This is a genomic window from Micromonospora sp. NPDC005203 (genome assembly GCF_042872705.1).
Taxonomy (GTDB): Bacteria; Actinomycetota; Actinomycetes; order Mycobacteriales; family Micromonosporaceae; genus Micromonospora.
Genome location: NZ_JBIAKV010000002.1, coordinates 854233 through 866652, shown reverse-complemented (window position 1 = coordinate 866652; position 12420 = coordinate 854233). Strand labels below are relative to the sequence as shown.

The window sequence follows — 12420 nt, the reverse complement described above, 5'->3', positions numbered from 1 at the left end:
AGAACGGATATGCCGGCCACAAACACACCGATGGGGCGGCATCATCAGATGCCGCCCCATCGGTCAGTACTCAGCACCCGCCGCGCAGCGGCCGTGCCGTTCAGCCGCGCAGCGGCTGGCCCACCTCGTGCAGGTGACCGAGCGCCTGCCGGTACGACTCGATCAGCCCGGTCTCGGCGTACGGGATGCCCTGCTCGACGCAGTAGGCGCGCACGATCGGCTGGGCCCGCCGCAGGTTGGCGCGGGGCATGTTCGGGAAGAGGTGGTGCTCGATCTGGTAATTGAGCCCGCCCAGCGTGGTGTCCACCAGTCGACTGCCCCGCACGTTGCGGGAGGTCAGCACCTGCTTACGCAGGAAGTCCAGGTCGTCCTCGGCGGTCGGCATCGGCATGCCCTTGTGGTTCGGTGCGAACGCGCAACCCATGTAGAGGCCCCACAGCGCCTGGTGCACGACCGCGAAGAGCAGCGCCTTGACCGGCGACATGACCGCCAACAGCAGCGCCACGTAGCCGACGGTGTGCGCGACGAGCAGCGCGGCCTCGACCGCCCGATGGCGCATCGGGACGGTGTACCTGCCGTCCTCCCGGCCGACAATCGCCCGGATGCTCGCCACGTGCAGGCTCAGACCCTCCAGCAGGAGCATCGGGAAGAAGAAGTACGCCTGCCGCTGCGCCAGCCAACGGCCAAACCCGCGGGTCTCCAGCGCCTGCTCGTGCGTCCACACCAGGGCGCCCGCGCCGACGTCCGGGTCCTCGTCCTCGTGGTTCGGGTTGGCGTGGTGCCGGTTGTGCTTGTCGACCCACCAGCCGTAGCTGAGCCCCACCGCCAGGTTGCCGGCAAGCAGCCCGATCAGCTCGCTGGGGCCACGCCGACGGAACATCTGCCGGTGACCGGCGTCGTGCCCGAGGAACGCGACCTGGGTGGTGGCCACCGCCAGCAGAGCCGCGAGCGGCAGTTGCCACCACGAGTCGCCGAGCAGGAAGACGGCGATCCAGCCGGCCACGAAGGCGCCGAGGGTGAGCGTGATGCGGGTGACGTACCAACCGGGGCGTCGCTCCAGCAATCCCGCCTGGGTGATCCGCCGGGACAACTGTGCGTAGTCACTGCCTCGCCGTCGTACCGGCGGTTCCGCCACCGCTCCGAGCGCCATTGCTGCTCCCGATCCGCTTCTGCCTGAACCGGGGCGGTTCGGGCTTATCGTCAAGTCTGTCGTCCGTGGTAGCGCTAAATAACCCAGACAACCCCCGAATCGGGGGTAGGGCGAGCACTACCCCCGATGGCGTGAATCAACCCAGCCGGGCCACCGTGGCCCGCAACCGAGCCAGGTCACGCCGCCGCCGCTCGTAGGTGGCGGCCAGTCCGACCAGCGCCAGCCCGCCCACACCGAGGTAGATCCACCGGGGCAGCAGGTCCCAGCCCCGGGCCACCTCGTGCAGGGCCAACAGCGCCAGCGCTCCCCCACCGAGCAGCACCGGTGCCTGCCATCGGCGGCTGGCGCCGGCCAGCACCGCGCCCAGCGCCGCCGCGCCGAGGAACAGTCGCCGCCACGGCTGCGGATCCGCCCCGGCCAGCACCGACACGAGGCTCGGGAGCAGCGCCGCGACCAGCCCCGGGCCGAGGGCCGGCCAGCTGGTCAGCCCCGGCCGGGTGCGCAGCGCCAGCAGACCCGCGCCGAGGGCGAGCGCCGCGGCCGGCAGGGTGTACGCCTCCAGCACTGTCACGCCGCCGGCGGCCAGCAGCACCCACGCCCCGAGCAACTCGCTGCCGGCGGCGATGCCGGCGAACGCCCACCGCCGACCGGCCGGCTCACCCCGTCGCAGCAGCCGCAGCGCGACGGCCACGCCCCAGAGCACACAGACGGTGGCGAGGTGCCGCGCCACCTCGACGGCGAGCACCGCCGCCACCAGCGCGACCGCCTGCGCGGCAGCGTCCAGCACCCGCCCGACCCGGTCTCGCGGCGAGGCCACCGCGGCGACGGCCAGCACCAGCGCGGCCACCCCCAGCAGCGGGTACGCCGCCGCCCGCAGCGGCAGCCCTCCGGCGAGCGGGGCGGTCACCGCCAGCGCCGACGCCGCCCCCACCGCGGCCAGGCACCCAGTGACACGTACCTCGACCACACGCGCCCCGACGGCGACGACCACCGCCGCCACCAGCAGCGCTCCCTGCGCGGCGAGCGTCCCGGCTCGGGTGGCCAGCAGCCCCGCCACACCGGACGCGGTCAGCACCACCCCCACCGGTACGAGGACCGGTGCGAGCGCCGGGCGCGCGGCAAGCGCCGCGAACAGCAGCGCGGCCAACCCGGCGAGCAGCACAGCCGCCGGCAGCACCGGCCACGGCGTGCCGATCGCGAGGAGCAGCACCGGCAGGGCGGCCGCGACGAACGGCAGCGCGAGCAGCACGCGTGGGCGGATCCCCCGACCGGCCAGCACGACGGCCGCCCCCAGCACGGCCAGCGCCAACCCGCGAGGGAGCGCCATCGGGTCGGCGACGATCGTGGGCACGCCCGACCACACCCGCTCCCGACTGCCGTACGGCGACACCAGCGCGGTCAACACCGTTGGCAGGGCCGCCAGGACCGTCACCACCACCAGCAGACCCCCCGCCGCCAGCAGCACGGCCCGCCGGACCGGTTCCTTCTCGCCGGCCGCCGGCCGCTCCCACCGGGCGACTAGCGCGACGCCGAACGCCGCCAGCGCGGCGTACGGCGGCAGTGGCTCGTTGCCCGCCACGACCAGCGGCGTGAGTCCGGGCACGGTCACCGCGACCACGGCGCCGATCACCGCGTACCCGGTCAGCTCCACCCGGTGGCGACGCGCCGCGAGCAGCGCGACCAGCGACAGCCCGGCGGCGACAAGTGCCAGCCGCGCCTGCCACCAGGGGGGCGCACCCGCGGCGAACAGCGCCACCGCGGCGACCCCGGGCAGCGCGAGCTGCGCGGCCAGCAGCCCCACGCCGGCCACCTGCCGGTACGGCCCGACGCCCCGTCGTACGGCAAGTGTCAGCCCGACCACGACGACGCTGCCGAGCGCCACCAGAGCACCGGTCGGGGTGGCCAGCGCGACGAGCAACCCGTGCCCGAGCAGGACGGCGGCACCGAGCGCGCTGGTGCGCAGCGAGGCGGCGCGTGCCGCCGGGCGGGCCAGCACGGCCACCAGCAGCGCGACCCCGCCGACCAGGTCGACGGCCACCACCGCCGGCCAGGGGGCCGCCCAGCCGGTGGGCAGGGCGAGCAGCACCGCCACCGCGCCGGCCGGGGCGAGCACCGCCCGCGCCCTCCCGGGCAGCAGCAGGACCGTCGCGCCGAGCGCCAACGCGACGGCGGGTGCGAGCTGCCAACCCCAGTCCAGGTCCGGCCCCGTGCCGGCCCCGCGCCACGGCGGCAGCGACCGGCCCACCGCCGCCACCGCGAGCACGGCGGTGATCAGCGCGGCCACCTGGGCCGTGCCGGCCGCGACCAGCAGCGCACCGGCGCGCGGGCCGGTCCGCCAATCCCACGCACCCGGCAGCAACCGCACCGCAGCGGCCAGCACGAGGGCCACCGTCCCCGCCGCGATCAGCAACAGCGCCGGCCGCAGCTCGGCCACCGGGCGCAGCAGCGCGGCGGCGAGCACCGGCACCAGCACAGCGCCGGCCACCGCCCGCAGCGCCGGTCCGCCGACCAACCAGGCCGCACCGAGCCCGGTCAACGCGACAAGCAACAGCGGCAACCCGGCCAGCAGCGGCGAATCCGCCGCCCGTCCGAGGACCAGCGGCACCAGGGCGCAACTCGCGGCGCCGACGAGCGCGGCCACGTGACCGACCGCCGCCGACACCCGACCGACCAGCACCGCCACACCGTTCCGGCCGCGCAGCGCGACAAGCACGCCCAGGTCCAGCAACGCCACGGCGAGCAGGACCAGCGCCCATCCGGCCGCACCCGGTTCGACCGCGACGGCGAGCAGCGGCAGCACCGGCTGGGCGGCCAGCAGGGCGGCGAACCACGGCCCGGTCAACCCGCTCCACCTGCCGTACGCCACGGCTACCGCCGCGCTGGCCCCCCCGACCAGCGCGGCGTACCGGCTGCCCGGCCAGCCGGCCACCCCGGCCAGGTCTACCGACCAGGCCGCGTAACCGTCGAGCACCACGAGCAGCAACCCGACCGCGGCGAACGTCTCCGCCGTGCCGCGCAGCCTCCGACGGACCGCCAGCAGCGGTACGGCCAGCAGCAGCGCGGTGAACGCGGTCAGGATCGACGCCCGCCCACCGACGCCCACCGACGCCCAGGCCACCGCGGTGAACACCACCGCCGCGGTGCCCAGCAGCAGTCCACCGAGGACGAAGAGCAGACCCTGGATCGTCCGGCTGGACGTCTCGGCAGCACCCGGCGCCGCATCCCCCGCAGCGCCGGGGCCGCCGATCGGCACCGGCCCGACGGCAGGCGTCGGGCTCGTCACCACCGGAACAGCCAACCCCGCGCGGACGACCGCCGCCAGCTCGGCCCGCCGCCGCGACAGGACCGAGAGGCGTCCAGCAAGCTCGGTGTACGCACGGCGGGCGCGCTCCACCTCCGGCTCGAGCTGGGCGACCTCCCGGCCCAGCCGGAACACCTCGGCGGCGATCGGATCGGGTGCGCGCCGGCAGCCGCTGCAGCCGGTGCTCAGGCCGGCCGGGGCAGCGCAGGCCGGGCAGGGATAGCGGGTGTCATCCACCCGGTCATCATCGGGAGCAGACCGGGTCGCGGCCCAGAGTCCGCGTACTCAGGGTCGGGTGTGTTCGAAGACCCAGGTCGCGTACGCGGGATCGCCGCTGTCCACCCTGGACACCAGGATCTCCGGCACCTCGTACGGATGACTGACCCGGATCTGATCCACCAACGCGGCCAGCCGGTCCGGTGCGGTCTTGAACTGCACCGACCACTCGGAGCTGGTCTCCACTCCGGACCGCCACCAGTAGGTGCTGTCCACCTGACCGCCCACCTGTGCACAGGCGGCCAGCCGACCGGCAACGGCCGCGGCCGCCAGCACGTCGGCGACCGAACGCGCATCCACCACCGTCGTCACCACGCAGATCTGATCCACGCCCGCACCCTACGCGGCGCCATCCCGTCGAGCCGGCTTTTCGCTCCCGACCGCGAGGCCGCGCGGCGCACGCTCATCGATTGGCCGCGATCCAGGCGTCGATCCGTGCCCACCAGTCGAACAGCCAGTCGATGCGTTGCTGCCGTCCGACCGGCACGTCCTCCGGCGGCACCGACCAGAACCGCATCACGATCTGCTTGTCCATCGGCAGTTCCCGCCACACGTCGGCGACGGTGAGCATCCGGTCCAGTCCGGTGTGGGCGACGAAGATGACCCCGGCGTCCGGGGCGGCGTCCAGCGCGGCGAGCATCCCGCCAGGCTGCGGGGCGAGGACGTGGCGCATCCGCTCGGCGCGCAGGGCCATCCGTTCCAGGCCGAGGGAGCGCAGCCGGGCGATGGCGCGCAGCCGCCGCTTGGGGGTGAAGTTACCGCCCTCGGGGAAGATGACGAACGCGTCGTTGTCGTCCAGGCCCGCGGCCAGGTTGCCGACCTGGCGTACCGTCTCCTCGCCGCGCTCCGGCGTCGGCGCGATGAAGCGGTTGGGCAGCCGGTTGAGCAGTACATCGATCGCCGGGTCCCACTGGAGGCTGTCCTTCAGGACGATCCGTGGCTCCCGCTTGAACCAGTTGACCAGGCCGTGGATCAGGATGAACGAGTCACCCGGCCCGGCGTGCCGGCAGAGCACCAGCTCGGGCCGGCCGGGCAGCGCGGTGTCCGGGTCGGTGCCCACCACGTCGATGCGCAACCGCAGGGTCCAGCGGGCCTGCCAGAACAGCACCCGCAGGAACCAGCCGGCCAGCACGTAGTGCGCACGCTGGAAGGCCGGGGACCGGACCCGCCAGCCGAAGCCGGAGACCACCCAGAGCACGAAGAGCGCGAGCAGCGCGGCGGCGTTCCAGACCAGGTAGACGCAGCCGATCCAGAGCAGCCGCAGCGGGCGCAGGCGACCCGGGACCAGCGGCGACGCGGCTGCGGCGAGGAGCGCCCAGACCGGCAACGTGGTGACCACGACGAAGGCGAGCACCACCACGGCGGGAGCGAACAGCAACCGGCGTAGCCACCTGGGGGGCAACGGCATCACCGCTCCAGGTGGGTGTCGAGGTAACGCCGGGAGGCGGTGTACGCCCGGCTGATCCGCCGCCCCACCGCCGCCATGTCCCGGTACGCCCACGGGGTGTCGTCTCGTGGGTTCAGCCCTCCGGTGGGCAGGACGTGCACCTCCACCCCCTCGGGCAGCGCGGCCATCTCTCGGAAGAAGCGGTGCCGGCGGGAGATCTCGAAGGCGACCTGCGCGATCTCCCACGGCCGTCGGGGCGGCGTCAACTCGCGTTCGATCCGACCCACCTGGAGGACGTAGATCCGGCGCGCGCCGACGGCCACCGCCTCGCCGATCGGGATGGAGTTGACGATGCCGCCGTCCACGTAGTGCGCGCCGTCGATCTCCATGGGCGGAAGTAGGCCCGGCACCGAGGCCGAGGCCAGCACCGCCGGCACGACCGGACCGGTGTCGAACCAGTGCTCGGCGGCCCGCTCGATGTGCGCGGCGCAGCAGCGGAACGGCACCCGCAGGTCGGCGAAGGTGGTGTCCACGCCCAGCTCGGTTTCGAGCAGGCGGCGCAGCGGCCGGGGCGAGTGCAGGTGGGTGCGGGCGGCGAAGCGACGCAACTGCCGGGCGACCGAGTCGCCGTACACCTCGCTCGCCTCCGGCGAGGCCCACAGCCGGACCAGCCGGTCGGTCACCGCCTCCGTCGGGTCGGCGGCGACGAGCGCCCCGTTCACCGCGCCGATCGAGGTGCCGAGCACCATGTCGGGCTGGATGCCGGCGCGGAACAGCGCGCGCAGCATGCCCACCTCGACCGCGCCGAGCACTCCCCCGCCGCCGAGCACGAACGCCACAGGTCCCGCCGCCATGCCCCTCATCCTGGCACGGGTCCGCAGCCGACCGGCCAGCCGTCGTCGCCGGACGGTCGGCGCACGCCAGACACCGCCCGGCGACCGGAGCCGGTGACAGCGTTGACAGGCCGAACACATTCGCGCAACCTGATACCGCTCCCACCCCTGAGGCAGGTGCGATCCGTGAAGGCAGCGCTGCATCCGGGCCGATTGCTGGCTCGCAGATACCGACTTCTGGACCAGATCGGCGCCGGTGGCATGTCCGTGATCTGGCGTGCCCGCGACGAGGTGCTGGACCGGGTCGTCGCGCTCAAGGTGCTCGCTCCCTCGCTGGCCGCCGACGCGCGATTCCGGGGCATGGTGCGCGAGGAGGCCCGCGCTGCCGCCCAGTTGGTACACCCCCACGTGACCTCGGTGCACGACTACGGGGAGACGGTCGCCCCGGACGGCTCGATCACCTCGTTCGTGGTGATGGAGCTGCTCAACGGCGAGGAGTTGGAGCTGCGGCTCACCGAGGGGCCGTTGCCGTGGGCCGAGGCGGTCCAGGTGGGCGCGCAGGTCGCGGACGCGCTGGCCGCCGCGCACCGACTCGGCATCGTGCATCGGGACATCACTCCGGCCAACGTGATGATGACCGGTTCGGGGGTCAAGGTCCTCGACTTCGGCATCGCCACCCGGATCGGCGCGCCCGACGAGGACGAGGACGGCGGCACCTTCGGCACTCCGGCGTACGTCGCTCCGGAACGGCTCGACGGCGCACCGGCCCAGCCGTCCACCGACGTGTACTCGCTCGGCGTCCTGCTGCACGAGGCACTCACCGGCCGGGTTCCGTACCCGGCGGAGACCTGGGAGCAGCTCAGCGCCGCGCTGGCCAACGGTCCGGCGCCGACCCTCGCCGAGCTGCCGGACCTGCCCCCGGCGGTGGCCCGGATCTGCCTGCGCAGCCTCGCCCGCAACCCGGCGGACCGGCCGACCGCCCGCCAGGTCGCCACCACGCTTCGCGACCAACTCGTGCCGGCCGACCCGCCACCCACGACCGTCCCGGTGCCCACTCAGCCCCTTGCGCCGCAGCCGGTGACCGTTGCGGCGGCGCACGGCGAGACGGCCCCCGGAGGGACGGCCGCCGTCGGAACAGCCGCCGCCAGCGGAACGGCCGTCGTTGGGACCGACGCGGGCGAGACCGACGCGGGGTCGCGGTGGTCGCGACGGCGACTGGCGCTGCTGCTGGTGCCCGTGGTCCTGGTGGTCGCGGCGGTGCTGATCGGCGTGGCCCTGCGGCCCGACCAGCAGCCCACCCGGCAGGCGCAACCCTCGGCCGGCCCGGTGACGACTCCGACGACCGCCGCGCCGACCGCCGCGCCGACCGGGCCGACGACGGCACCGCCGGCCGGGCCGAGGGCCACGTCGCCCCGCTCCGATCCCGGCACCCTCGTGGAGGCCGCCAACCGGGTCGACGAGCTGATCACGGCGGGGCTGAGCGCCGGGGAGATCCGCAGCGACGTCGGCCTCGACCTGCGCAACGAGCTGCGCAACCTGACCGCCGCGGTCGGCTCCGGCCGCGACGAGCTGGCACCACCGGTGGCCCGGCTGCGCAACAAGGTCGCGGTCCGCCTCGGTGAGGGTGGCATCAGTCCGGCGTACGCGGAGCAACTCGACGTCGCCGTCGCGGAGCTGGGCATGGCCCGGGTCTGACCGCACGGCGACGCCCAGGCGGGCCGGGTCAGCGGGCCGACACGTGGGCCGACTCGCGCACGTCGTGGCCGCCGGCGGCGAAGCGCCGGTAGATCTCCGCGTACCCGTACGCCATCCGCTCGACCGAGAAGTTCCGCGCGACGTGCGCCACGCAGTCCTCCGGGTCGAGTTGCTCCGCCGCGCGCAGGGCCGCGGGCAGCTCGTCGGCGTGCGCGCAGGCCAGCCCGGTCACCCCGGGCCGGACCAGCTCCGGCACCGCACCCCGGTTGAGCGCGACCACGGGTGTCCCGGTCGCCATCGCCTCCAACATGACCATACCGAACGGCTCGTCCCACTGGATCGGCATGATCAGGCAACGGGCGTCGACGAGCATCCGCAGCGTCGCCGCGCGATCGGCGTTGAGGACGACTGTCACGTCCTCGTCGACGAGCGGGGCGACGACCTGCTCGTAGTAGCGGCGCTCGGCCGGCTCGTTGCACTTGCCGGCGAGCAGCAGGGGCAACCCCGCCTCCCGGCAGGCCCGGATGGCGACGTCGGGACCCTTGTCCGGGCTGAACCGGGCCAACCACAGCACCGGCCCCCGGCCGGGCACGGTCTTACGCGGGAAGCCGCGGACGTCCAGCGCGTTGTGCACCGTGCCGGCCCAGGGCAGGCTCGGATTCAGCCGACGCTGGGCGTGCGAGATCGCCACCAGGGCGACCCCCGAGTCGATCTCGTCGAGCACATCGCCGTACTCACCCACGGGGTTGCCGTGCACGGTCGCGACCGTCGGCACGGCCCGGCGGCCGGCGATCAACGGGCCGATCGTGGTGTGGTCGTGGATCACGTCGAAGTCGGCTGCCGTGATCAGTCGGTTCACCCGGGCCAGGTGGGCCAGTTCGGGCAGTGACTCGCCGAGCCGCTCGTACTGGACATCGGGCACGGTCGAGACGAAGCCGTCGGCATCGGTGCCGTGATGGCTGCCGGCGCCGAACAGGGTGACCGCGTGGCCGTGGCTGCTCAACGCGTCCACCAGTGCGGCGACGACCTGCTCGAGGCCGCCGTAACCGGGCGGCGGCACGGACAACCACGGCGGAACCACCATCGCGATGCGCAGCGACCGCTCCGGGGGGCGGCCCGCGGGCGGGTGGGTCACGGCCACGAGTCCTCCCCGTTGATCCCCGGTACGGCGCGACCACCGACCGGCGTGGTCGGCGGCGGGTTCCCGGTGGCGTCCCGGGTAAACCGGACAAGGCGGACGCTCACCCGCCGACCAGGAGTTGGTCGTGCACCAGCCGCACTCCCGGCGCGCTCCAGGCGACCCGCTGGACCTGGTCGCGTTCCCACCAGGAACGGACCACCCCGGCGAGGACCAGCGTGTCGCCGTCCACCTCGACGGTCACCCGATCGCCACCGATCGTGCGGGCCAGCGCCCGCTGGACGTCGCGACGCAGTCGCTCGGCGACCGGCGGGGCCAGCGGCCGTACCTCGATCAGGTTGGTGATCCCCCGTACGCCGTCGAGCCGGCGCACCTCCCCCTCGGCGGCCCGCCGCTGCCACCCGAACTCGACCTCGCCGCGCAGCATCAGCCAGCCGTTGGCCACCGTCACGTCGAGCCGCTCGGCGGGCACGAAGCTGTCCCACTCCAGAGCCCGGGAGGCGGCGATGGCGACCTCGGCGTCGGTCCGTCCCGGCGTGCCGGGCAGCCGCACCTCGATCTCGTCGGCCACCGCCCGTACGCCGCGGACCCGCTGGGCGCATCGGGTCGCGGCCCAACCGCGGGCGGCACCGTCCACGTACCCGGTCAGGGTGACCACGCCCTGGTCGACGGTCACACCGATCTCGTTCGGTTGCAGTTGGGCGTCCCAGGCCAGCTCCGCCAGGACGTCGCGTTGGATCCGCTGGTCGTCGCGGACGTCCACCACCTCGGTCATGGCACCCACCCCCGGTTTCGGTCGCCGAGACTCGCGCACCGAAATCTGCCGGGCACACGGGTGACGGCGGCTCACCCGATCCGGGTGAACCGCCGTCCTGGCCGGCCGAAAAAGCGCGGCGGGTGACGGAGCCGACCCCCTCGGCCCCGCCACCCGCCGCCGGCGGGAGGAAGCAGGTTCAGATATCTGTCAGTTCGTCTCGGCGAGCGTCACGGACACCGACTTCTCGGCGCCGTTCCGCTTGAACTGCACCTCGACCCGATCGCCGACCTTGCCGGCCTGGACCGCGCCGACCAGGTCGTCCGAGTCGTTGACCGGCTTGTCGCCGAACCGGGTGACGACGTCGCCGCGTTGCAGGCCGGCCTTCTCGGCCGGGCTGCCCGGGGCGATCGACGCGACCAGCGCGCCGCCGCCCTCGGCCTGGTTGACGCCCACTCCGAGCGACGGGTGACTGACCTTCTCGCCGCGCTGGAGCTTGCCGGCGACGTCCTTCGCCTTGTTGCTGGGGATGGCGAACCCGACCCCGATGTTGCCGGTGCTCTGCCCGGAGGTCGCGATGGCGGTGTTGACGCCGATCACCTCACCCCGGGTGTTGACAAGCGCACCGCCCGAGTTGCCCGGGTTGATCGGCGCGTCGGTCTGGAGCAGACCGGAGATCGAGCTGACGGGCTGGCTCTGCTGGGTCGGGTCCTGCTGCTGGCCCTCGCCGGCCCGGATGGTGCGGTCCCGGGCGCTGAGGATGCCCGAGGTCACCGAACCCTGCAGACCGAGCGGGCTGCCCAGGGCGAGCACCTGGTCGCCGACCTGCATGGCGTCGCTGTCGCCGAACTTGGCCGGCTTGAGGTCGGTGACCCCGTCGGCCTTGACCACGGCCAGGTCGGTCTTCGGGTCGGTGCCAATGATCTTCGCCGGTGCCTTCGTGCCGTCGGCGAAGACCACCTGGACGGTGTCACCGCTGGCCGAGGCGACCACGTGGTTGTTGGTCAGCACGTAACCGTCGGCGGTGAGCACCACGCCGGAGCCCTCGCCGCTGCCGGTGGTGATCGAGACGACGCTGTCCTGCACGGACGCGGCGATCTTCGGCAGGTCGGCGCTGTTGAGCACCGGTGCCGCGGTGTAGGTGCGGGTGACGCCACCGCCGTCGCCGTCGAGAGCGAGGGCGAGCGCCCCTCCGGCCACGCCGGAGCCGAGCATCAGCGCGAACACCGCGACGCCGGCGCCGGCGAACTTGGCGATCCGGCCGGGCCGGGGACCGCTACCGGGCGGTGCGACCTGCGGACCCCACGGCGGGACCGGCTGACCCGGGTGCTGGGCGTGCTGCCCGGGGTGCTGCTGCTGGTGCGGGGCGTGCTGCTGCTGGTGCGGCGGGTACGCCATGCCCGGCTGTCCCCCACCGGCCCAGCCGGACTGCTGGCCCGCGTACCAGGGGGCACCGGGGTACCGGCCGGCGTTCGGCTGCGGGTAGCCGGACTGGCCGGGCGTGGGATAGCCGGACTGGCCGGGCGCCGGGTAGCCGGAGACCGGGTACGGCGGCGCGGATCCAGCGGTGGCCGGCGGCTCGTATCCGGTCGGCTGCGCGGCCGGCGGCGTGCTGGCCGGCTGTGCGCCGTAGGCGGCGGGTGCGGCCTCGGTGACGGCGGTGGTCGAGGTGTCGCCGGTGGTCGGCGCGTCACCGGCGGCCGGCGCGTCACCCGTGGTCGAAACGACCTGGACGGGAGTGGTCGGGGAGTCGGACTGCGCGCGCTCGTCGCGTGGCAGCTCGGCGGTGGGGTGCGACGGCTCGGCGTCGGTGGGGGCCGGCCGGCGCTGCGGGTCGGACTCGTACTCGGTCATGGCACTACCTTCTCCCTTGGCACTGCAATCAA

General features: G+C 74.2%; 9 protein-coding genes. 1 reads left to right on the top strand and 8 read right to left on the bottom strand.

All coding sequences use genetic code 11. From position 1 onward, the window contains the following. Positions 1 to 100: 100 nt before the first annotated feature. The 5 genes from ACFYPM_RS09360 to ACFYPM_RS09340 form a co-directional block, all read right to left on the bottom strand. Positions 101 to 1150 (bottom strand): fatty acid desaturase family protein, encoded by a 1050-nt coding sequence (locus tag ACFYPM_RS09360; protein ID WP_387193017.1) that lies wholly within the window; start codon positions 1148 to 1150, stop codon positions 101 to 103. A gap of 136 nt (positions 1151 to 1286) precedes the next feature. Then, on the bottom strand, positions 1287 to 4688 hold the full coding sequence (locus tag ACFYPM_RS09355) for an SCO7613 C-terminal domain-containing membrane protein (RefSeq protein WP_387193014.1): 3402 nt from the start codon (positions 4686 to 4688) through the stop codon (positions 1287 to 1289). 48 nt (positions 4689 to 4736) lie between these two features. Continuing rightward, positions 4737 to 5057, bottom strand: a complete 321-nt coding sequence (gene cutA, locus ACFYPM_RS09350; protein WP_357066756.1) for a divalent-cation tolerance protein CutA — start codon at positions 5055 to 5057, stop codon at positions 4737 to 4739. A 73-nt stretch (positions 5058 to 5130) separates the two neighbouring features. Next, positions 5131 to 6135, bottom strand: coding sequence for a 1-acyl-sn-glycerol-3-phosphate acyltransferase (locus ACFYPM_RS09345; RefSeq protein ID WP_387193010.1), 1005 nt, complete (start codon positions 6133 to 6135; stop codon positions 5131 to 5133). Beyond that, positions 6135 to 6968, bottom strand: a complete 834-nt coding sequence (locus tag ACFYPM_RS09340) for a patatin-like phospholipase family protein (RefSeq protein WP_387193007.1) — start codon at positions 6966 to 6968, stop codon at positions 6135 to 6137. Before ACFYPM_RS09340 ends, ACFYPM_RS09345 begins: the two co-directional genes overlap by 1 nt. Before the next feature lie 165 nt (positions 6969 to 7133). On the opposite strand from ACFYPM_RS09340, the gene ACFYPM_RS09335 reads away from it, so the two are divergent. Next, entirely contained in the window at positions 7134 to 8642 is a 1509-nt protein-coding gene (locus ACFYPM_RS09335; RefSeq protein WP_387193004.1) for a serine/threonine-protein kinase, read from the top strand. Between the two features lie 28 nt (positions 8643 to 8670). On the opposite strand, the gene ACFYPM_RS09330 is transcribed toward ACFYPM_RS09335, so the two are convergent. The 3 genes from ACFYPM_RS09330 to ACFYPM_RS09320 all read right to left on the bottom strand — a co-directional run bounded on the left by ACFYPM_RS09330 (position 8671) and on the right by ACFYPM_RS09320 (position 12388). Next, positions 8671 to 9726 (bottom strand): glycosyltransferase family 4 protein, encoded by a 1056-nt coding sequence (locus ACFYPM_RS09330; protein ID WP_387193429.1) that lies wholly within the window; start codon positions 9724 to 9726, stop codon positions 8671 to 8673. A 157-nt stretch (positions 9727 to 9883) separates the two neighbouring features. Then, a complete protein-coding gene (locus tag ACFYPM_RS09325) occupies positions 9884 to 10555 on the bottom strand; it encodes a BON domain-containing protein (RefSeq protein WP_387193001.1) in 672 nt (223 codons plus the stop codon). Positions 10556 to 10744: 189 nt separating this feature from the next. Continuing rightward, entirely contained in the window at positions 10745 to 12388 is a 1644-nt protein-coding gene (locus ACFYPM_RS09320; RefSeq protein WP_387192998.1) for a trypsin-like peptidase domain-containing protein, read from the bottom strand. Positions 12389 to 12420: the final 32 nt, after the last annotated feature.

Excerpts from the sequence above, each read along its gene's own strand:
- ACFYPM_RS09325 (WP_387193001.1), bottom strand. The coding sequence starts at position 10,555 with ATGACCGAGGTGGTGGACGTCCGCGACGACCAGCGGATCCAACGCGAC.
- ACFYPM_RS09330 (WP_387193429.1), bottom strand. The coding sequence starts at position 9,726 with ATGGTGGTTCCGCCGTGGTTGTCCGTGCCGCCGCCCGGTTACGGCGGC.
- ACFYPM_RS09320 (WP_387192998.1), bottom strand. The coding sequence starts at position 12,388 with ATGACCGAGTACGAGTCCGACCCGCAGCGCCGGCCGGCCCCCACCGAC.
- ACFYPM_RS09360 (WP_387193017.1), bottom strand. The coding sequence starts at position 1,150 with ATGGCGCTCGGAGCGGTGGCGGAACCGCCGGTACGACGGCGAGGCAGT.
- ACFYPM_RS09345 (WP_387193010.1), bottom strand. The coding sequence starts at position 6,135 with ATGCCGTTGCCCCCCAGGTGGCTACGCCGGTTGCTGTTCGCTCCCGCC.
- ACFYPM_RS09340 (WP_387193007.1), bottom strand. The coding sequence starts at position 6,968 with ATGGCGGCGGGACCTGTGGCGTTCGTGCTCGGCGGCGGGGGAGTGCTC.